Origin of the sequence: Bradyrhizobium zhanjiangense (genome assembly GCF_004114935.1) — a bacterium.
In the GTDB taxonomy this organism is placed as follows: Bacteria; Pseudomonadota; Alphaproteobacteria; order Rhizobiales; family Xanthobacteraceae; genus Bradyrhizobium; species Bradyrhizobium zhanjiangense.
Map to the genome: position 1 here is coordinate 7,583,938 of NZ_CP022221.1, position 20,323 is coordinate 7,604,260.

At 56.0% G+C, this 20,323-nt stretch carries 17 protein-coding genes; 7 read left to right on the plus strand and 10 right to left on the minus strand.

The features are described from left to right. Nucleotides 1–77 precede the first annotated feature (77 nt). On the minus strand, nucleotides 78–836 hold the full coding sequence (locus XH85_RS36290; protein WP_128935744.1) for a class I SAM-dependent methyltransferase: 759 nt from the start codon (nucleotides 834–836) through the stop codon (nucleotides 78–80). A gap of 394 nt (nucleotides 837–1,230) precedes the next feature. Here XH85_RS36290 and XH85_RS36295 point away from each other — a divergent pair, with 394 nt between their 5' ends. Continuing rightward, nucleotides 1,231–1,962 carry an FkbM family methyltransferase gene (locus tag XH85_RS36295; protein WP_128935745.1) on the plus strand — a complete coding sequence of 244 codons (732 nt, stop codon included), beginning with the start codon at nucleotides 1,231–1,233 and terminating at the stop codon, nucleotides 1,960–1,962. A gap of 235 nt (nucleotides 1,963–2,197) precedes the next feature. Continuing rightward, nucleotides 2,198–4,162, plus strand: a complete 1,965-nt coding sequence (locus XH85_RS36300) for an acyltransferase family protein (protein WP_164939176.1) — start codon at nucleotides 2,198–2,200, stop codon at nucleotides 4,160–4,162. 126 nt (nucleotides 4,163–4,288) lie between these two features. Here XH85_RS36300 and XH85_RS36305 read toward each other — a convergent pair whose 3' ends face one another. The 4 genes from XH85_RS36305 to XH85_RS36320 all read right to left on the minus strand — a co-directional run bounded on the left by XH85_RS36305 (nucleotide 4,289) and on the right by XH85_RS36320 (nucleotide 8,339). After that, entirely contained in the window at nucleotides 4,289–5,596 is a 1,308-nt protein-coding gene (locus XH85_RS36305) for a WcaI family glycosyltransferase (RefSeq protein ID WP_128935747.1), read from the minus strand. 60 nt (nucleotides 5,597–5,656) lie between these two features. Then, nucleotides 5,657–6,631 carry a GDP-L-fucose synthase family protein gene (locus tag XH85_RS36310; protein WP_128937551.1) on the minus strand — a complete coding sequence of 325 codons (975 nt, stop codon included), beginning with the start codon at nucleotides 6,629–6,631 and terminating at the stop codon, nucleotides 5,657–5,659. Nucleotides 6,632–6,916: 285 nt separating this feature from the next. Then, on the minus strand, nucleotides 6,917–7,189 hold the full coding sequence (locus XH85_RS36315) for a hypothetical protein (RefSeq protein ID WP_245473839.1): 273 nt from the start codon (nucleotides 7,187–7,189) through the stop codon (nucleotides 6,917–6,919). Nucleotides 7,190–7,379: 190 nt separating this feature from the next. After that, nucleotides 7,380–8,339, minus strand: coding sequence for an ABC transporter substrate-binding protein (locus tag XH85_RS36320; RefSeq protein ID WP_245473840.1), 960 nt, complete (start codon nucleotides 8,337–8,339; stop codon nucleotides 7,380–7,382). A gap of 430 nt (nucleotides 8,340–8,769) precedes the next feature. Here XH85_RS36320 and XH85_RS36325 point away from each other — a divergent pair, with 430 nt between their 5' ends. From XH85_RS36325 to XH85_RS36345, 5 genes are all read left to right on the plus strand, one after another. Then, the gene (locus XH85_RS36325; protein WP_128935749.1) at nucleotides 8,770–10,137 is read left to right on the plus strand and encodes an undecaprenyl-phosphate glucose phosphotransferase; all 1,368 of its coding nucleotides are present in this window, start codon (nucleotides 8,770–8,772) and stop codon (nucleotides 10,135–10,137) included. Nucleotide 10,138: 1 nt separating this feature from the next. Next, nucleotides 10,139–10,822 (plus strand): class I SAM-dependent methyltransferase, encoded by a 684-nt coding sequence (locus XH85_RS36330; protein ID WP_338025580.1) that lies wholly within the window; start codon nucleotides 10,139–10,141, stop codon nucleotides 10,820–10,822. A 202-nt stretch (nucleotides 10,823–11,024) separates the two neighbouring features. Next, on the plus strand, nucleotides 11,025–12,089 hold the full coding sequence (locus tag XH85_RS36335; RefSeq protein ID WP_164939175.1) for a glycosyltransferase family 4 protein: 1,065 nt from the start codon (nucleotides 11,025–11,027) through the stop codon (nucleotides 12,087–12,089). Between the two features lie 17 nt (nucleotides 12,090–12,106). Then, on the plus strand, nucleotides 12,107–13,270 hold the full coding sequence (locus XH85_RS36340; protein ID WP_128935752.1) for a glycosyltransferase: 1,164 nt from the start codon (nucleotides 12,107–12,109) through the stop codon (nucleotides 13,268–13,270). A 10-nt stretch (nucleotides 13,271–13,280) separates the two neighbouring features. Next, on the plus strand, nucleotides 13,281–13,934 hold the full coding sequence (locus XH85_RS36345) for a class I SAM-dependent methyltransferase (RefSeq protein ID WP_128935753.1): 654 nt from the start codon (nucleotides 13,281–13,283) through the stop codon (nucleotides 13,932–13,934). Between the two features lie 958 nt (nucleotides 13,935–14,892). Here the strand turns inward: XH85_RS36345 and XH85_RS36350 are convergent. The 5 genes from XH85_RS36350 to XH85_RS36365 all read right to left on the minus strand — a co-directional run bounded on the left by XH85_RS36350 (nucleotide 14,893) and on the right by XH85_RS36365 (nucleotide 20,314). Beyond that, nucleotides 14,893–15,888: a glycosyltransferase gene (locus tag XH85_RS36350; protein ID WP_128943677.1), complete on the minus strand. Its 996-nt coding sequence runs from the start codon at nucleotides 15,886–15,888 to the stop codon at nucleotides 14,893–14,895. Next, nucleotides 15,786–17,003 (minus strand): lipopolysaccharide biosynthesis protein, encoded by a 1,218-nt coding sequence (locus tag XH85_RS45545; RefSeq protein ID WP_128943676.1) that lies wholly within the window; start codon nucleotides 17,001–17,003, stop codon nucleotides 15,786–15,788. Before XH85_RS45545 ends, XH85_RS36350 begins: the two co-directional genes overlap by 103 nt. A gap of 48 nt (nucleotides 17,004–17,051) precedes the next feature. Next, complete coding sequence (locus XH85_RS36355) at nucleotides 17,052–18,164, minus strand: O-antigen ligase family protein (RefSeq protein ID WP_164939173.1); 1,113 nt, start codon at nucleotides 18,162–18,164, stop codon at nucleotides 17,052–17,054. Between the two features lie 170 nt (nucleotides 18,165–18,334). Next, nucleotides 18,335–19,261: a glycosyltransferase family 2 protein gene (locus XH85_RS36360; RefSeq protein ID WP_128935756.1), complete on the minus strand. Its 927-nt coding sequence runs from the start codon at nucleotides 19,259–19,261 to the stop codon at nucleotides 18,335–18,337. A 477-nt stretch (nucleotides 19,262–19,738) separates the two neighbouring features. Then, nucleotides 19,739–20,314, minus strand: a complete 576-nt coding sequence (locus XH85_RS36365; protein WP_128935757.1) for a hypothetical protein — start codon at nucleotides 20,312–20,314, stop codon at nucleotides 19,739–19,741. Nucleotides 20,315–20,323 lie beyond the last annotated feature (9 nt).

The window sequence follows — 20,323 nt, forward strand, 5'->3', positions numbered from 1 at the left end:
CCCAAGCGACGTCATCGGTGTCATCCCTCTTTAGGGCAAGCGAACCGCATCTTCCACCGGCAGTGGGGAATGAGGCGTTAGAGACCAGACCGACGTCTCGCTGCTCTTGCCAAGACCCCAAGGTTTCCGAGCAGATGTCTTGCTGCTATCGCCGCACTCTTGCCTTCGGTGACTTCCTGGAGCTTATACTCAAAGTAGTCGGGCAAGACGCGATCCAGATCGAAGGGGCTGGTTAGCGACGAATAACCTTCGGGACAACAATCGCCGCGACAAAAAACGAGAAGGTTCTGTCGATACCAGGGCCGAATTCGGCTGTCGTCATATATCTGCGGTCGGACGCAATCGAAGGCGCTGTAACCATGTCCGCTGAAACGTTCTGCCCAGTAGGATGGCCACTGCTCGTTCAGGTGGTTTCTACCGCCTTGCCCTTTGACTGCAGCAGAGAACAGTACGATTGGTGCAGCGGCCACGAGCGCGGAAACGAACTCATTCGCGCTACTCTCGGGCAAATGCTCGGCCACCTCTAACGAACACGCCAAATCGAACTTGCGGCCGATATCGGTGATGGATCGAAGGTCCATGGATCTGAACCTTTCCGACGGAATTCTGAGCTGATCACGAGGCACATAGTCGCCGTCAATTCCGAGATAATCGCTCACACCGTTCGTAGCGAATTCGTGCAGCCAGGCGCCGACACCGCAGCCGACGTCAACGACCGAATTGACTTTGAAAAGTCGAAGCACCAGCGGGACGATCACCGACGCAGATTCGAACGACCCGCCTGACTGCTCCGCGAAGAACTGCGCACCGTAATGCTCAGCGACAGACTTCTCCATATCAACACCTCCGGACACCCAACCCGCCGGACAACCAAGGCTGCGCCATGCCGGCGCATAACGTCAAGCCCGTCATCCATTGGAGTTTGCAGCAAAAATGCGACCTGTGCGATCGAGTTCCGCACTGCCACATTTGTGGTACGCGACCTCGGCTCGCGGATCGCACTCTCAACTTCGGGCGCTGCAATAATGCGTGCTCTATCGCGGCGATACGTTCGGGTGCTTTCGGAAAAGGCCTTCCTCCGTCTTCAATTGATCTTTCATCGACTTTGAATCTCCCGGGCATCATCGCGGACTTCGTCGAATGCGTCGCCGCTTTGCCGCCATTGTTTCCAACGGAACACTGGCGTGCTTAGCATAGAGCGGGTTGACCTCCCTTCATGTGGAGGTCAAATTGCCGGGTGGGCTGTTCAGGGCGACAAGCACGGGCGAACTCATTATGCTCACAGCGCCGCTACGCTTTGCCGGCCGATTGCGCCGCTACATTTCCCGTCGCCTTTACGGCGATCCCGACTCCTATCTTGAACTATGTTCCGGCGTGATTCATGTCGGGGCAAATGCTGGCCAAGAACGAGACCTCTATGCCCGACACAAACTCAAAGTGGCGTGGATAGAACCTGTCCCGGAGCAATTTGAAAAGCTTCGACAAAACATCCGTTCGCTGCCTGACCAGCGGGCAATCAACGCGCTGATCGCCGATACTGATGGCAAGCCCTATACTTTCCATGTCTCGAACAATGATGGCCTGTCATCGTCCATTCTGGATTTGCATGATCACAAGGACATTTGGCCGGATGTGCACTTCGTCCGCGACATAACGATTCGTTCTTCGACGTTGAAAACGGCTCTTGAAATGTGGCAGGTCGATCCCGGGCAATACAATGCCCTTGTGTTGGACACCCAGGGCTCGGAGTTGCTGGTTCTGCGGGGTGCGCAAGACATCTTGCGGCAATTCAGATTCATCAAGGCTGAAGCGGCGGACTTCGAGTCCTACCGGAATTGTGCGACCGTTGATCAAATACGCTCCTATCTGAAAGCTTTTGGCTTTCAGGTGAGACGCGAGGACCGGTTTGCGAAGCGTGCATCTGGTGGCGCCTATTTCGACATCTTGTTCGAACGCGTCTAAGGCTGAGGTCACCGAATAACGCCAACCTGCCGGCTTTGGTCGGAGCGGATATTATCTGCAGATTACTTCTTCGCGCCTGGCGGGTCAGGTCCGACTTCTCCTTCGCGTATCCGCCGACACTAGCCCTTGCCTCGCCGCCGCCGCACGAACATCCGAAAACGGACAAACTCCCCGAACGAAATGCGTGGTACTGATTGTTCGCGCGTTTCCAGATGCAATGTGCACAGCAATAGACATGCAGCCCGTATCGCGAGCGGCGACCCATTTCAGAGCTGATGTCGAGGGGCTAAGGGCGATCGCAGTTCTATCGGTGGTCGCCTTTCATTACGGAGTTCCGGGCTTAACCGGCGGATTTGTCGGTGTAGACGTGTTCTTCGTCATATCCGGCTTCCTGATCACGCAACTTTTGCTTCGGGAGATAGCCGCGACCGGGAAACTCGATTTGCTTGGCTTCTATGGTCGCAGGGCTAAGAGACTCTTGCCTGCCGCCTTCGCGGTCACGCTAGCGACCTTGATCATCGGATACTTCGTGCTGGCGCCCTTTGAACAGAAGGAGATGGCCAAGTCGGCCGCAGCTTCAGCGCTGTATGCCGCCAACGTTTGGCTCCTCCGCCAATCCATGAACTATTTCGCCCCCGAAAGTTCACTCAATCCCTTCCTTCATACGTGGTCGCTTTCAGTCGAGGAACAATTTTACTTGGTCTGGCCCGCGTTTCTCCTCATTGTCGGTCGTTTCAGCCAAAAGATCATCCTGCTAGCTTTGCTGATCGTAGTGTTCGGATCGTTCGCTGGCTGCATCTACCTGACCTACGGCAAGCAAGCTTGGGCGTTCTATCTCGCGCCCCCTCGGGCGTGGGAGTTTGGAGCAGGAGCTCTGATCGCAACAAGACCCTTCGAGCGCTGGGCAAAGCAGCCTGGCTCGAGTTCGATCGTTGGATGGTTGTCCTTCGCACTTCTCATCCTGTCATTCTTTGCTATCGACGGCTTCATGGCGTTCCCGGGAGTAGTTGCCGTTGTTCCGGTGGCAGCTACGGCACTGCTGCTGCTCACGGGGAACAATCCTGCTGGACCGTCGGCTTTGCTCAGGACGCATCCGTTTCAGTTCTTCGGTGCCCGGTCCTACGCCATTTACCTCTGGCATTGGCCGGTTGCAGTTCTTGGTACGGTGCTTGTTGGCAGCACGGCACTCGCCAATTGCCTTTTCTTTGTTATGACAATCGTTCTCTCGTCGCTCAGCCTCGCCTGGCTCGAATACCCCATCAGAGCTAGCCACTGGCTGGCACAGCGATCTGTACGATCAATAGTCATGGGCGGCGCCGTTACGTTAGCCGCCACGGTTGCCGGCATCCTTTCGTTCGCCATTGCGCAGCACGTCACGAATGCCGCGCAAGCGAAGATAGTTGCTTCGACTTCGAAATATTCACTTTCGAGCGAGAGTGGTTGTCTGGCCGGGTTCACCACACAAGGTCCCATCCGCTGCGTGTTTGGCCCATCCAGCTATACAAAGACAATTGTGCTGTTGGGAGATTCTCACGCCGATCAATGGACGACCGCGCTCGCGGCTATTGCCGAACAGAGAGGATGGCGGCTTATTACCTACCTGAAGGCCTCGTGTCCTATCGCTGATATCCCGGTTTCCAAGGTCTACAGTTTGCGACTTCGCCGGCTCTCGCCGCAGTGCGCAAGCTGGCGCGAGCAGGCAATCGCCATGATAAAAACTCAAGATAGCCCGGACGCGATACTGTTGGCGCAGTTTTCGAGCGGAAACGTCAAGGGACCATTCACCAATCTGGGACCTCACGCAGTGAGCATTGAGACCTGGGAGCGTGGATTATTTGGAGCGCTCAAGGAACTCGAACCGGTCAACGCCAAGCTCATTGTGATCCGCGACAATCCCACTCCTTACCACCCCGTCGGCAATTGTCTTGCTCGGGCGGAATGGCGGCGCTTACCATTTAGCACCTGCAGTCGCAGTCTTTCGCTCACTACAAGCAACGAAGTGTTCGAAGCGGAGCAACGCGCCGTCTCGTCCATCAACAACGCGCGCATGATCGACCTAACATCGTCGATTTGCACAGGCTTGGTATGTCCGGCCATTCGCGACGGCGTCGTTGTCTATAGAGACGCAAACCATCTCACGGTTGGTTTCACACTAGTGCTTATGGATCGTCTCGCCGCAGAACTAATAGCCGCCCTCTGAGGAAGATCGTGTCGGTCAAGCATCGCAGCGAGCGAGACTGCGGTATGAGTGCTCATCGCGGCGCTTACTTCCGGCTAGTCTCGGTCGACAAAACTATCGCAGCGCAGCTGGTTGAGGCCAGGCACCTCAGGGCACACGAACCGCATCCTCCACCGGCAATGCAACGTTGTCGTTAGCGCCTACCGAGCCGCTTTCCTCTTTCCCAGTTGAGTTGGACTCGCCTGCCATGACTTCCGCCCACCGCCGAACGATGGTCCACCGATCCCATCGCTCGAGGGCGCGCTTTCGTCCTTCATCGCCGTAACGCCGGCGGAGTGCGGGCGACTCACTGAGCTGGCAGACCGCAACTTCCAGAGCTGACAAATCTCCCGGCGGAATCACGAGACCGGCGCCGGCCACTTCCACCGACAGCCCCGTACCTTCTTCGGCCATCGCGATGACCGGCCGCGCGGACGCGAAGATCGCACCAAGTTTCGAGGGCAACACCAGATCGGCCGCCTCGGCCTTCTGCGGAATGAGATGAAAATCGGCCGTCGCCATCAATTCGTTGAAGCTCTCGTTGGGCTGAAGTCCAAAAAAATGGACGTTGGAATGTCCGGCGCCCATCTGCTCGAGCCTCGTTTTGTGCGGTCCCTCGCCGGTAAGAATAAAGTGAACATTTGGATGGCTTTGCTCCAATCTGACCGCAGCCTCGATTACGAGATCGAGCCCCTGCTTGTTCGACATCGTTCCAGAGTAGAGCGCAACAATATCGCCCTCGCCGAGGTTTAACTGCCGGCGGTATTTTGTCATTCGTGATCCGGGGCAGACCGTGCTGGTATCAATCCAGTTTCTGACCTCAAGCGCTTTGTTGGGCGCTAGCCCTTTGATGACCAGGCGCAGCAGCATCGCCTCAGAAATAGTTGAGACGCGATCGAATGATTTGAGGATTGCAGCTTCCGTTCTCAACATCCACTTGCGCAGTGAATGGTTGCGCAGCAGACCAAGATCGAATGCCGCGTCCACCTCGAAATCCTGCACATGAAGCCATGATTTTGCGCCGACGCGACGAGCGACGAACGAGACGAAGGCAGCCGACATCAGCGATGGCGCGACGGCGATCATAACGTCGGGTCGCCAGGATAGCGCCTCGAAGAGGACCGGCGCCGCGCTCGTGAGCGCGAACGAAGAGTGATGGACCAGCCGTTTAGCGCCCGAGGGATGTCCGGGCACATAAATCGGCACACGTGTTACTCGAACGCCGTCAACATCTCTCGGTCTGAAGTACGACGATTTGAATGCGGGGGGGATCTTCCAGGCCGGATAATAAGGGGGCGCCGTAACGACTCGAACTTCATGACCGTCGGCTGCCAAGCTTTCGCAGAGCTCGGCGTTGTATTTCGCAACGCCGATCAGATCTGGGGCATAGTTGATGCCCACCAAGAGAACACGCATAAAGCCCCGCCCAAGTCAAAGTTCAGAATAAAAAGCTTTGTTGTAGTCCAAGTAGTCTACTCAGCGCGTTGCGCTGACTTCCAGATGACGTCCGTAGCCTTCCAAGAAATCTGCGTAGGCCGTCGCGAGACCGGCCTGCAAAGCGACGTTCGGTTGCCAACCAAGCCCGCGAATTCTCGAGCTATCCAGCAGCTTGCGTGGCGTTCCGTCAGGCTTGGAGATATCGAACGCCAGCTTGCCTCCGTAACCCACGACTGCCGCTACGGCCGCCGCGAAGTCTGCGATCGATAACTCATCACCACTACCGACGTTTATCGGCAGGTCGCTCGAATAATTCTTCAGAAGGAAAACGCAGGCATCGGCGAAATCGTCGACGTTGAGAAATTCGCGGAGCGGCGCGCCGGTGCCCCATACGGAGACGCTCGGCGCATTGGCGATCTTGGCTTCGTGGAAGCGCCGGATCAGCGCTGCAGGGACGTGACTATGGTCCGGATGATAATTGTCGCCGCGGCCGTAGAGATTGGTCGGCATCACCGAGATGAAATCATCGCCATACTGCCGACGATACGCCTGGCACATTTTGAGGCCGGCAATCTTGGCGATCGCATACCACTCGTTGGTCGGCTCAAGCGGCCCCGTCAGCAATTCGCTTTCGGCGATCGGCTGCTTGGCGTGCTTGGGATAGATACAGGATGAGCCGAGGAACAACAGGCGCTGCACGCCAACCGTGTGACTTGCGCGGATGACGTTCAATTCCACCGCAAGATTGTCGCAGAGAAAGTCGACCGGGAAACTGTTGTTGGCTGCGATACCACCGACCTTCGCAGCGGCGTGCACCACCACGTCGGGACGATTGGCCTGCAGCCATTTCAGCGTGGGCTCTTCCTTTGTGAGGTCCAGTTCACGCCGGTCGGCCGTCAGCACAATGCAATTCTCTGATGCAAGCCTTCGGACGACAGCTGATCCGACCATGCCGCGGTGACCCGCGACAAAGACACGTTTGCCCGTGAGATCGTAGGTTGAAACCCCTGTCATCGTATCCTCTAGCAGCGGCCGGTTGGCCGGATCCACTCCCAGGAGATCCAGCCACCGCCGCCTTAAGCAATCACGCTGCCGATGCAGCCCCGCCGATCTGGTAACACAACCTTCACCATGCGAAAGCCTATCCCGGCCCGGCAAAGATATTCATGGTGAACCTGCGCTGCGCGCACAAAAGAGCAGCACTCTGCGAAACAAAAATGAGCAAGGCAGCCGCATGAGCTGTGCGGCTGCCTTTAAATCTTTGCAAGAAACGGCGGCCGCCGCTGCTTCAGCCCAAGCTCAATATGCCCGACGTAGGACAGGACCGACAGGCGCGCAAACGCGGTCCATGTACCAGCCATAGGGCGTCTCGACCCGCACCAGGGGGCAACGGCGCACCGGCACATAGCGATATGGGTACGGCTGCGCCCAGAACGTAACAGGCGTCACCTGGCTCTCGCCCGTGAGCAGGGCTGCCGGTGCGGGCATCTGCATTGCGGCGCTTGCTCCGCTCGCCGCGCCGAGGGTAACAGTTGCGGCCAAAAGACCTGCTCGCATCAACGTCTTAAACATCCAAAAAGCTCCTCGCCCCTGCGGATTTGATCCTCGTGCTCGTCAGACCCCAGCCGGCCGACATCGCGGTCCGCAACTAGCCCAAATAGTGAACCGAACTTTACCAAGGCGATCGGTAGAAATGCAACCGATGCCACGGCGGCCAAAGGCCTTTTGGGTCGATATGGCGCATAGGTGTGGCTTCTTGGTCCTACTTTTCCTCGCTCCAGGCGCCCGGGGCAGCGAGGTCGGGTGAACGGCGGTACACATCCCGGAGGAACTGGTAGTTGACCGTCTGAGCCAGCGGCACGTCTTCCTCGCCGAGCTTGGCGAAAATGAGAATATCCCGGAGCGTCCGCCAGCGGCTTTCGTCGTAGTCGCCAATACGACCGCCCGTCGGCAGCACCAACGGCCGCTGCTGCTGCAGCTCGAATTTCAGCCGCTCAGGGCTCAGCCTGGCCGGGCCGGCGCCGGCGAGAACGGGCACGCTCCGTGCATAGTCCGCATAGGTAAATTGCCATCCTCGAATGAGGCCCTGAAGGATGTCGGCAATCATGGATGGCTGTTCATGGACGAGACCATTGCTCGCGAAGTAGACCAAGCCAGGGACATGGATGCCGTAGTCTTGCGGCTTGATGACATTTAGCTTCACGAAAGCCGAACTGGAGGGATCGGGTTGCTCGTCGATTGCGGTGATGATCGCATCCACCTCCCCGGCCCGCAGCGCCTCGAAGCTGTCGCGGCCTGGGACCTTGGTGATCTGACTCCGGGGAAGCCCGAGCTGCGCCATCATCGCATCGAAAACGACATCTCCCTCACTCGCCCTGCGGTATCCGACCCGCTTTCCGACCAGGTCAGCCGGCCGCCGCAATCCCGAGGCTTCGAGCGTAAAAATCGCGACAGAAGTATCGAGAAAGCTCGCAGCAAACGCGGTCACGGGCACGCCACGCCAGCTCGCCAGCAAGAACTTCTGGCCGCTGGTCACGCCGATGGCATGTTGGCGTGCAATGGTTTGGACGAAGTCAGGATCTTCAGGCTGGGCCGACACCTCAATGCGGGAGGAGAAGTATCCCTGTCTGGATGCCGCGAGTTCGCCGGCAAACCGCGCGCCATATGGCCCGTCCAGGAGGAGCTTGACTGCGGCGGCCCTGGAAGCTGTCGGAGCTCGCATAGGCGCCCTATCGGGACGAAGAACGAGGAGTACGGTTCCTACCAACGCGACGACCGCAAGGCCAATGGCGAGGTACCGCTTCCCTCTCGGCCGAGGTCGCCGCCGGGACTGGGTTCGAGGCAACGAGAACTTCCTAACGGGTTGTGAAATTTAACATATCAGTCACGAGGCGAGATGGGCTACAATGCAGCTTGTGGGGTAAGGTTAATTTTTCCTTCGCCTTGTTCTAACAGCGATTTTGACCGATAGCACGGCGCGTTCGGGCAATGAATATTGCGTCAATGGGTTTGGCAGGATGACTTTTCTTTCCACGCGACCGGTGCCCGTCGCTGATTCGGCGAGGGAAATTGGCGCAGTGGTCGCACCAATCGCATCCACAGCTACAGGCTTTGCGCCGAGCTGGTTGCGCCCTGTGGTTGTCGAGCGGTCGATGGCCGTGATCGATGCGGCGCTGATCGTGGTCAGCGGGATCGGCTGCGCGGTCGGCTATCACGTCGCAACCGCCGGTACGCTCGGCAAGGCCGACGTCTATGCGGCGGCGAGCCTGCTCGTTGCGATCAATTTCGTGCTTCTGACCATCGTGCAGCAGGGCTACCGGCTGAAGGCCGTCACCGACTTAGGCCGCACGTTCCGGATGACGCTGACGACGTGGACCTTTCTGTTCGGCGCGCTGCTGGCGATCGCCTTCACGATGAAGGTCAGCGACGAATTCTCCCGCGGCACCACGATCTCGTTCTATCTGGTCGGCCTCGCCGTCCTGCTCGCCTGGAAAACCGCCGCCGCGCGCTGGACCGCGCATGCCTTGCGCACCGGCGCCTTCGCCAACGGCCGCGCGATCATGATCGCCGAGTTCGGCCTTGCCACCTCGTCCAACGCGGTCGACGACCTCGGCCAGCACGGCTACCGCCTGATGCGGGTGATGGAGGTCCGGCCCAAGGAGCTCGATTCGCCGCTGCTGCTGTCGTCGCTGGCGCCGCGCTTCGAGGAGCTGATCAGTTACGCGCGGGAGAACCGGATCGAGCACGTCTTCCTGCTGATCAACTGGAGCCGGCAGCATGCGATCGACAGCATTCTGGACGTGCTGAAGATCCTCCCGCTTCCGGTGCATCTGGTGCCGGACGCCAACACGGCGCGCTTCCTGCGCTATCCGCTCGAAGGCACCGGCAACACCTTCACCGCCGAGCTGCGCCGCGCCCCACTCTCTTATCGCGAACGCGCGCTCAAGCGCGCGCTGGACCTCGTCGGCGCGAGCCTTGCGCTGCTGGTGTTCGCGCCGGTGATGCTGGTGACCGCGATCGTGATCAAGCTGACCTCGAAGGGCCCGGTGTTCTTCCGCCAGACCCGCCACGGCTTTGGCGGGCGTGCGTTCAGGATCTTCAAGTTCCGCACCATGCGCGTGCTCGAGGACGGCCCGACGATCGTGCAGGCGCAGAAGAACGACCCGCGCGTCACGCCAATCGGCAAATGGCTGCGCAAGACCTCGATCGACGAGCTGCCGCAGCTCCTCAACGTGCTCAAGGGCGACATGTCGCTGGTCGGCCCCCGCCCGCACGCGGCCGCCCACAACACCGAATATGAGCAGATCATCGGCAACTACGCCTTCCGCCACCACGTCAAGCCCGGCATCACCGGCTGGGCCCAGGTTAATGGTTATCGCGGAGAAACCCGCACGCTCGAGCTGATGCAGAAGCGCGTGGAGCATGACCTGTGGTACATCAATAATTGGAGCTTGTGGTTGGACGTGAAGATTGTACTTCGAACTGGTTTTGCAGGCTTAGTTAGTAAGGGCGCATATTGAGATGGGACGACACGTTTCCTACGATACACAGACGATAAACTCGCCCAATCCGATTGCTAGATTTGCGCATCGAACGCGGGCCTCCCGATCAGTTGCTTTGGCCACCAAATATCTGCCGAAGGGCGGAACGATTTGTGATTTCGGAGCCGGCACAGGGCTATTCTTGACGGGTCTAGGCGACAGCAGGCCCGATGCCAAGTTATACGCTGTTGAACCTTATATGCCGGCATCAGCAGACACGAGGATTCGCTATGTTTCCGATTTTAGTGGTCTTTCTGAGAAGTTGGACTTGCTTGTCTGTTTTGAGACCTGCGAGCATTTGTCCGACGATCAATTGAACGCGTTCTTGGAGGAGGGCGCAAAATCACTTCGCTCGACCGGGACGCTGATCGTGTCTGTACCGATCATGATGGGCCCAGTACTTCTCCTGAAGGAGCTTAACCGAGCATTCCTCTTCAGAAGAAAGTCCGACTACTCACTCAGCGAATTGATTGCGGGCACCTTTGCCCGCCCAGTTGAGCGCGCAGCCAATCGCTTGCCGACACATAAAGGCTTCGATTTTCGCTGGCTTCGTCAAATGATTTCTCAGTACTTCACAGTCGAGGAGGAATTCTATTCCCCCCTCCCTCTGCCTTGGTGGGCCAATTCCCAAGTTTTCCTAGTATGCCGCCCGGGCGCAAGTTAGTTGATCGTCGGCGCTTGTGTTTGACTGATGTACTCACACAGCATTTCGACAATCGTCGCGCTTGTCCGACCAACAGCTTGTTGATCCATCTCAAGTACCCCACCCGTTCATGAATCTCTTGGCGATCCGAGTTGGGACATCCTTGCGGGCCATTGGCCGTGCCTGGGGGTCCGCTTCAATACCTACTCCCCGACGCTTCATCGTGGCGATCGGCCAGATACCGCCACCCGTGGATGGGCTTGCCTATATCACGTCAGAATACATCAAGCTCCTTGCGGAGGATCACGAGGTCACGGTGCTGAACATCTCGCCGAAAGTGGCCAAGCGCGGCGTCACGTATCATTTGTCCAGAACGTTCACGGTTCTTTTTGCATCAGTGCATCTCGTGTTGAATGCGTGGAGAGCCAATCGCGCGTGCTACATGCCATGTCAGAGCGATTTCGGTCTTGTCTACACTATTTATCTTCTAGCCCTCGCGCGTCTGTTTAAGTACCCCACCTACCTGCATCATCACAATTTCGGATACATCAACGAGAAGCGGCGAATCATGGCACTTGCTCTTCGTGCAGGCGGCCCGCAGGTCGTTCACATCTTCCTGTGCGAGCGTATGCGAAAGCGCTTCAGCGAGACCTATCGGAAGCCCGAGCGGTCCCTCGTGATTTCGAATGCGGCGTTCGTCTTACCCCAAGCCAATCAAGCCCATCCCTCGCCTGGCGCGCCGCTCAGGATTGGGCTTCTGAGCAATCTTAATCGCGAAAAGGGCCTTTATCTGTTTCTCGATCTATTGCGCGCGGGGCGCGAGCAGGGCTTGAACATCCAGGGAATGCTTGCTGGACCGTTGGATGAACATAGGGACGGGAGCGCCGTCGAGGCAGCACAAAAAGAGCTTGGCGAGTCCCTCAAATATGCTGGCCCCCTTTACGCTGATGACAAACTCAGGTTTTACGAGTCGATCGACGTGTTTGTGTTTCCGACCATTTATGCCAACGAGGCGCAGCCGACAGTTATTTATGAAGCTCTTGCCGCGGGCAACCTCGTCATCGCGTACGAGAGAGGCTGCATTGCATCGCAGGTTGGAGAGAAGGGCCTAATCATCCCGCAAAACGAGCCCTTCGTGCCCTCAGCCTTGGCTTGGCTGCACGATCTTCACGCGAACCGCGAGAAACTTAAATCTCGAGTTTCGCTGGCCAAGAGCACGGAAGATATGCACGCCACAGAGAGGGCAAGGGCGCGGGCGGCTCTGGCGCTCCCTTCCTCGGTCTTATAGTCGCGCCAGAGATTTTTATGAAGATCGCGATTTGGCACAACATTCTGTGGTCCCGCTACAAGGCCGTCGTCTTTTCTTCGGTCTACCGCCAGGCCCAAGCTACAAATATCAAAGTCAACTTCTATCAGATCGCCGAAACGGACACGAACCGAACCAGCCTGTCCCCGGTGGATCAGAGCTGGCACCAGTATCCATTTACGCTGCTGTTCAAAGGAGCATCATCGGAAATTCCGGCCCTGAAGCTGATGTGGAAAGCAGCCAAATTGACTTGGCGAGATCCAGCCGACGTGACGATCCTCGCAGGATATGAACGACCCGTTGTTTGGATCCAAGCTCTTGTCCTGAGCCTGAGAGGTCGCCCCTTCGCGTTGTTCTGTGATTCCACACTTTTCGACCAACCCCAAACCTTTTGGAAAGGCATAGCCAAACGCATCATCTTCAACTGGGCGAGCGGGATATTTTCGTATGGTATACGTGCCAAAGAGTACGTGAACTACTATGGTGTTCCAAGCAGCAGGAGCTTTATTCGATGCCAGGCGGCGGCTTTGCCAAGGGAATACTCAGCGCAGCTTGCTCTTGAGGAACGGATCACAAGCGCAGACATCGACAGCCCTCCGCGATTTCTGTACGTAGGGCGCCTTTCTACCGAGAAGTCTCTGGATCATCTCATTTTGGCATTCAAGCAGGCACTTGGATCAAACCCTCGTGCGCACTTAGTCATCGTAGGAAAAGGGCCTTCAGAGCCACAGCTGCGCAAACTTGTTGCAGAACTCGGCATTCAAGAACAGGTTCTCTTCGAGGGTTCAAAGTTTGATTCTGAGCTCTTCAATGAATATTCGAAGGCGACCTGCTTGGTTCTGCCAAGTCATGGTGAGCCTTGGGGCTTGGTCGTCAACGAGGCTCTTAGTTATGGCTGCCCGGTGATTGTTAGCCATCGTTGTGGGTGCGTTCCAGAATTGGTTGTCGAGGGGAAGACAGGTTTTTCCTTCGAATGGGGCAACGTGGCGCAACTTGCCGAGCGCATGAACGCTGCTCCTGCGGCTTTTGCCGACATCGCGAATACTGCACGAGCATGCCTTGATCATATCGCGCGGTTTAACCCTGATTTAGCCGGCCGCTCTATTCTCGACGGATGCAAAGCGATTCAAAATGCTCGGCTCACACGTAAGTTGAAGGACTGAAGGCGACCGAATGACCTACATACAATATGGCTGTGGCTACTCTGCTCCTGACGAGTGGTTGAACTTTGATTCCTCTCCAACGATTCGGCTGGAGAAGCTGCCACTGGTTGGACGATTTGTACGCAAGAACGCGATGCGTTTTCCCGAGAACATCGTGGTCGGAGACATCGTTGCCGGTCTTCCCGTGCCAGACAATTCTGCTGACGGTGTGTACGCTAGTCACGTCCTTGAGCACTTGGCTCGAACGGATTTTGAGATCGCACTGCGAAATACGTTCCGGATACTAAAGCCCGGCGGGCTGTTCCGCTTAGTGGTGCCAGACCTCGAGGAGCGGGCACGTCGATACCTTCAACAACTTGACAGCAGCTCCTCAAGCGCAAACGATTGGTTTATGCGAGCAACATATTTGGGGCTGGAACAAAGACCTTCGTCGCTGGTCCAAAAAGTCAGTCGAGCCTTAGGCGGCAGTCTGCACCATTGGATGTGGGACTACGTCTCAATGCACGCTCAGCTTGAGCGGTCGGGTTTTGTCAATATTCGCCGATGCTCGTTTGGCGACAGCGGCGACGGTATGTTCAAATTGGTTGAAGAGTCCAAGCGCTTCCACGATCCGGTTAACCAGATTCGAGAGCTCGCCGTAGAAGCACAAAAGCCTAGCAGTTAAGAACTCAATCAATTTGACAGGTTGTCTCGCGAACTCTGCTGGTAGACGCGGACAGAGCGTACAAATATTGGATCTTTACCGCTTCCGATGACCAACACCATGTGATGTCGATCAATGAGAGAGAAATCAAGGAACTCCTCCATTCGATCGCGAGTGGACGTGAGGCTCGTCCAACAATGTTGCGGGGCAATAGGAGCACCATTTAAGAACGTTTGAATGCACCCAGGTCGGTCTACGGAGGAAGAGGTCCAAACGCCTACTATGGTCTGCCAATTGCTCCAGTCGAGAGTAGGAGGAAACGCGCGGGGATAGGGCTTAAAAGTGTTGGCGCGCTTACAGAACGGACGATGGCAGACTTGTTCGTCCAGCTTTAACTCACCATGTGGGATGTATCGCCCATACCAATCGATCCAGCCGCTGAGAAAAGCTGGCGGCTGCACCTTGAAATACTCAAGTATGTCCCACTCGACAAAGTGTGTGAACCCAGGCTCTTTGCCGGGCCATTGGTCCGCCCCGCTTCCATCTAAGTGTTCCTTTGACATCGCCCAGAATGAAGGATGCGGTTCACTGGATGATCGCGGACTGGGATCAAACCTGAGGGTAACCTCTACGCAAGCCCCCCCCCCAAATGCGGTGCCCACGAAGCCCGACGAATTTGACGATCGTGCTGCTGAGACAAGACTACCATCGAGCCCGCCGCTGGCCGAAATGCTTCCATCCGAACGCAATCCAGAGAGACGTCTGTTGGGCTTAGTATTGAACCAATTCCAGCGATACCACAGGTATCCTGGGGGATAGGTCCCGGCCTCGTCGAAGTTCTTACCTCGCTCCGCGAAGCCGCTATCGAAAGTCTTAGTGATATAGCCGATCGCACTGCAGGGGGCGGGCACTTGCGCGACCGCGGGAGTAGCCGCCACCGAAAGCGTTGCGACACAGAATAGCCACTTAGTGTTTCTGTTCATAAGGGCCTCTCACTTCCTTTGGGAAGTAGCCATGCCGAGTAGAAGAAATGCGCTTCACGTGCGCGCTTTCGATCCTTGGTCAAGAATCTGATCGCGCGCCGGGTGGCACGCTCAAGTTGGGGCCGCAGCTGCTGACGAATGAAGAACCAAGACCAGTAGGCGAACCGCGCAACAATGAATGCTCTCCTGGATAGCCCAATGTAGTCTCGGTGCATCATCTTTACTCGCTCATACTCTTCTCGCTTACGGGATCTAAATTTTGCCGAAACCTGATCTTCCCGAATGCGAAACGCTCCGAGTCGCTTCTTAATCCACCGCCCTCTTCGTCCCCAACGAAGGCGAAGAAAGAAGGCATAATCCGTATAGAGCCGCAACCCATACGCCTCCTCAGGCAGATACCGAGTAATGGCACGCTTCCAATACACACAATCCGAATACAATTGCCGATAGAAAAGAAAATGATCATGATCGGAGAGTCCCCGTATGGTTGGGCTATAGTAGTAGCCTCTATCTTCTTCTCTAAAGGCAACGTCATCCGAATAGACAAAATCGATGTCGTGAGCCGCGAAGGCGGCCCGCACCTCGGCGAACGCTCCAGGCATAACGATATCATCCGCATTTAGCCAAAAGACAATGTCTCCACTCGCGAGACGAACCCCCTTCTGCATTGCATCGAGCTGCCCATGATCGGGCTCGGACACGATTTTGATACACAACTTTGAGGAGAACGCTGATGCCACCTCCAAAGTGTTGTCAGTACTGTTCCCATCAACGAGGATCACTTCAACGTCGTCAGCTCCTTGCGCTAAGACAGACTGGAGTGTTGCAGCAAGGTACGGACCTGCGTTGTAAGAGGGTATAATCACGCTAATTGAATTAGCCCGACGAGTCATGGGCGACACCAGAATTTGCGAGTGGTTGAACGCGATTGCATGAGCAACGCGACGAGAACTATCAGAAGTAACGCCAAATGGGCTCCAACTCTCAACCATAATGATTGAGTTGCGTTCACAACTAACACCGGAATCCACGCACCGATCACGAGCACTACGCTACCGACTACGGAGGCGAGCACCTCAGCACCGGCTGAGACCCGAGCTTGAAAAAACACCGAAAGGGGCGCTTTTGCGAACATAATGGCGCCCGCCACAATCGACAACACAAGCGGCTCTGCATCGATTTGGTACTTGCTAGGCAAGAGCATCAAGATCAATGGGCTCATCAGAATGAAGACGATTATCCCGAGAATACTAACGCCAACAGCTGCAGCTCCCGCGCACAATGCTAAACGCAGCTGATGTTCTTCACGCGTCCTACTGAGACGCCGTAGTAGCAAAGGGCCAAATATTCCAGGAAGGAACAAAACAATGTTATAGAATTGATTACCGATTGCAAACGTAGCAGCTTGCTCCGCGCCGCCATTGACGAGCAGCTGTCTCTGCAAGAACCAAAGCCCAAACTGGAACGACAAGGAGCCGCAGAATGAAAGCAACGAGAAGATCAAAATGCTCGTTCCGCTGCGCTTCAGAAATTTTCTAAGCGAATCAACAGCACCTCCAAAATCGTAGTGAAGCCCACCGGAAAGAACCATAAATATCGATGTAACTCCGCCAATCGTCGCTGAAACAGCTGCGAGACGAAGCGCCTCCACTAGAGAGACGTCAGACATCAAGGTGAGTCCGAGACAAACTGTCGAAGTAGTCATAAGCGCAGCCAAGGCGCTTTGTACGTGCCGCCCGCGTGCAATCAGCGCAGCTCCGGTGAGTATCTGCAAGCTGTTCATTCCCGTGAGTACAATGAAATAAACCAACTCTTCCGAATTGAGAGAAACATCGGGGAACGCGAACGAATAGGAGGAGGCCGAGACCAAAGCTGAGAGCAAGATTGAACTCAATACAGCACCAACTAAGATTGTGTTCTCAAGCTTCAGGCGCGCCCCCCCCCCCCGGGCGAGAACGACTGTTATCGGCGTTGGGAGGTTCAATGTGGCAAAAACGACAATGACGCTGGTAGAAGCTTGGAGGAAGGCATAGATCCCGAATTCCGCGGGGGTCATGGCATGAGCGAACAGCAGAACGCTGACAAAGCTAAGCGCACGTGCCAACATGCTAAGCGCGAAGTAAATGGCAAGTAGGGGCCGCATCGTCTTCTGCAGTTAGCGCAGCTGTCGCGAAGGAAGCGTAATTGACAAGAAGAATATTAGAAAGGACGGGTAGATATTTTGGAGCGCCGCCTCGACCGTTGCAAAAGCGACCGTGACGCTGCAAGCCGCCACAATGAAACTTAACAAGATCATCTCACTTTCGCCGAAAGAGCGCTGTCGAGCAATCCGCTGCGCGTAGGCAAGGCACGCATAACACGCACTCAGCAACAGAACAACAAACCCCGCCGCTCCTATCAATCCAGTCTTCGCTAGATAATTTATCAAGACAGAATGGTAATATAAAAGGAAGTTCTTGTCGGCGTTTGGGTCGTCTACAATAAATGCCGTCCCCAACCCGTTCCCCACAATTACATTGTCCTCAAAATCCGAGAGACCTAAACTCCAAATGGCTAGGCGCGATTGCGTAGACCCAGCGTACTGATTTTCTTCAATCGAAACCGGTATTGCTCTAGTGGCTACGGCGATTGGGAGACTAGCACATACAACCATTGCGCCCGCGAACGTTAGCCAAGGCAGTCTTATAGAACGCAGCAGGACACGAGACTTAACCAAGCGGAACGCTGCCATTTGACAAAGAAGAGCGGCAGGAAGGGCGATTTCACCTGTCCGTGAGTCCGCCATCACGATTACAACTGCGCTGAGTACAGCAAGTAATCCATCTCGAAGGCGAGACATTTTTCTTGCTTTCGTAAATAGTGCGGTTGAGGTGAAGACCGTCGCGACTAGGCTCGCCAGATAACTGAGTATGGCAGGATGAGGCGTGAGCCCATAAAGTCGTGGACGAATTCCCATCGCCCGGTAAGCACGCTCCGGTGAGATAAAACTCAACAATAGCGAGCAAATTACAAGCGCCGCGATCACGAACAAAAGAGTCCGGACAACCCGTATCCGCTGAGAAAAGGGTAATGTTCCAACGAAGATCGCCAAAACACCAGCGCCTAGAATTCGAGCAAAGATTGGGAACGACGATTCTAGGGCTCCGCTGAAAGGAATGGTGAGGCCGATCGCGCCAACAAATGCGATGATCGACCAACACCGGCCGACGCCGCTCAGTGAGACAAGGGGCGAGATCATGCACATCGTAATAACGATGATCCAGCGCATCGCCGCCGCTAGACTCGGGCCGCTCTCGAAAAGCTCGGGTTCAATAGACCACGAAACGACGAACGACGCGCAGAGGAGAGCAACAGCCCACCCGCCTCTCCGCTCATGTGGAGCACCATGGGCCGAGCTGTGCGTGACCACTGCGTGCTGTGCAATCATCTGGAGCAAACCTAATTGTTCAGCGCCAGCGCCGAGAGGTAAGTCGAGGTACTGACGGGCGCCCGATAACGCCGAACAAAGGGCAAGAGCGGCACACGCCGTCCGAACACCTCAGAGATGTAGACCCTACGATCCATCTCGTTCCGGTGACGAACGGCCCAGCGAAGCGCGCGTAGACAGCCGAATGGAAGCAGCCAGAGGGGCGCCCTAATCAATTCTCTGCGCAGATAGTTGGCCGCGGTGAATGCAATATGACGCGCGGGGTGCCGATTGATAACGGATTGCGCGTGGAAAACACGTATCGAGGGAGCGCTGCGGATTTCATATCCAGCATCCATAATGCGCAAAGACCTCTCCACCTCCTCACCCTGACGGTGGAACTCAGTGATGTAATCACCTACAGCAGCTATTATCCCCCGTCGATAAACGTTGCCGCAACCTGTGTAGTTTCGGAGCAGCTTAGACTTTGAATCCACCGGCCAAACATAGTTTTGATTTGGCACCCGAATATTCAAGCCGGCGACGCCCGTCCGCGGGTGAGCCCGCATGAACTCCACAATTTCTGTCAGCGCGAGCCTATCCTCCAACCAGCTGTCATCATCCAGATTGAGAAGGAACTCGCCTGTGCATAGCGCCGCACCGAAATTGCGAGCTCCTATCAGTCCCAGATTCTCGGGCGTGCGGACATAGGTTACGTTCGGAAATTCTCTAACAACATCGAGGATTGTCGACGTTGGTGTACTGTCATCGACGACTATGATCTCCTTGTCGCCGTAATCCTGCGCCACGGTGTGCTGCAGTGTGGTGCGCAGATCTTCCCCGCGCATGTAGGACGGGATGAGTATGGAAACACGACCAAGGACACAACGATCGCCTTCATTCGTGCGAGCATCGCATTGCTCCAAGCTCACCGAGGGCGCAACGGAAATACTGGTCACTTCTATATCCAATTTGGACAACAACAATCGGCTCACTCGCGTGACCTAGGAAAACCTAGGCGCTTTATTTCTGGTAGATCTTGTAGCGAAAAAAACTCATATTTCGCATCGTGCCTAAGATAGTGTCAGCTCTCTTGTACGGCTGTAACGTGACTTCATTGCATCGTTCCGAATTGTAGTAGCAGATCTTAGTATGCACTATCTTGGGACAGTTGTTCTTAATACTAACCACGTGATCCATCATATTCGGATTCACCACCTGCGGACGTGCCGCAGCTTCCACGTCAAGACATGGCCGGCCCAGTGCATCACGAACGGGTGGCCCGTTCGATTGCTCGGCCTGTCCTTGCATCATGAATTTTGACTTGCTCGAACTCGCATCCGCTGCCTGCGAATGAGCAGCCATCGGCGGCAGTTCAACTGCGAGAGCAACCACTAGAGCGATACTGCATCTAAGTTGAGCGCACTGCATCTTCATTATCTCCAAGGCCTGTCGTCGATAGCAATGCCCGGTATAGTCAGCTTGATCCCATCAGCGGCAAGCCGTTTAGAAAGGCCCTGTCTGGACAGAATGTCAGCGGAACCGAGGGCTGCGAGCAGTTGTTCGCGGTGCGGCCACCCAACACCCATCAGATTGGCCGCTGCTTCGTCGATAAAACCATCATCGACCATCTTCTCAAATTCCGAGAGCACCTCGGATCGCATGGCATCACTAAAGGCCGGAAAGGCCGCTAACGCCAGCCGGTTGCGCCTTAGTGCTATCCAACCTTCATAAGGTCCGGCAGTGTATGACTGATCAAGATAGCGCATGCTATCGCTGCCAAAACCGCCACGAGCAATTTCTACGGAATAGAGCAGCAACCAAAGGAAAGAATCCCCTGGATTGACCTGTAGCGCCAACTTCAGGTCCCCTAGTGCGACGGAGATGCTACGATCGGCGTCCTCCGAACTCTTGCGGGCCAACGCTTCTTCGGCGAGTCGAAGCTGAACAAGTGCTCTGACACGCGCAAACTCAGGCTGCTCGAACGCAGCAGCCCGTTGGGCCTCGATCATAGGCATTAC

Coding starts and splice junctions, on each gene's coding strand:
- XH85_RS36290 (WP_128935744.1), bottom strand. CDS start 836: ATGGAGAAGTCTGTCGCTGAGCATTACGGTGCGCAGTTCTTCGCGGAG.
- XH85_RS36300 (WP_164939176.1), top strand. CDS start 2,198: ATGCAGCCCGTATCGCGAGCGGCGACCCATTTCAGAGCTGATGTCGAG.
- XH85_RS36305 (WP_128935747.1), bottom strand. CDS start 5,596: ATGCGTGTTCTCTTGGTGGGCATCAACTATGCCCCAGATCTGATCGGC.
- XH85_RS36310 (WP_128937551.1), bottom strand. CDS start 6,631: ATGACAGGGGTTTCAACCTACGATCTCACGGGCAAACGTGTCTTTGTC.
- XH85_RS36315 (WP_245473839.1), bottom strand. CDS start 7,189: ATGTTTAAGACGTTGATGCGAGCAGGTCTTTTGGCCGCAACTGTTACC.
- XH85_RS36320 (WP_245473840.1), bottom strand. CDS start 8,339: ATGCGAGCTCCGACAGCTTCCAGGGCCGCCGCAGTCAAGCTCCTCCTG.
- XH85_RS36325 (WP_128935749.1), top strand. CDS start 8,770: ATGGCCGTGATCGATGCGGCGCTGATCGTGGTCAGCGGGATCGGCTGC.
- XH85_RS36330 (WP_338025580.1), top strand. CDS start 10,139: ATGGGACGACACGTTTCCTACGATACACAGACGATAAACTCGCCCAAT.
- XH85_RS36340 (WP_128935752.1), top strand. CDS start 12,107: ATGAAGATCGCGATTTGGCACAACATTCTGTGGTCCCGCTACAAGGCC.
- XH85_RS36345 (WP_128935753.1), top strand. CDS start 13,281: ATGACCTACATACAATATGGCTGTGGCTACTCTGCTCCTGACGAGTGG.
- XH85_RS36350 (WP_128943677.1), bottom strand. CDS start 15,888: ATGGTTGAGAGTTGGAGCCCATTTGGCGTTACTTCTGATAGTTCTCGT.
- XH85_RS45545 (WP_128943676.1), bottom strand. CDS start 17,003: ATGTTGGCACGTGCGCTTAGCTTTGTCAGCGTTCTGCTGTTCGCTCAT.
- XH85_RS36355 (WP_164939173.1), bottom strand. CDS start 18,164: ATGCGCTGGATCATCGTTATTACGATGTGCATGATCTCGCCCCTTGTC.
- XH85_RS36365 (WP_128935757.1), bottom strand. CDS start 20,314: ATGATCGAGGCCCAACGGGCTGCTGCGTTCGAGCAGCCTGAGTTTGCG.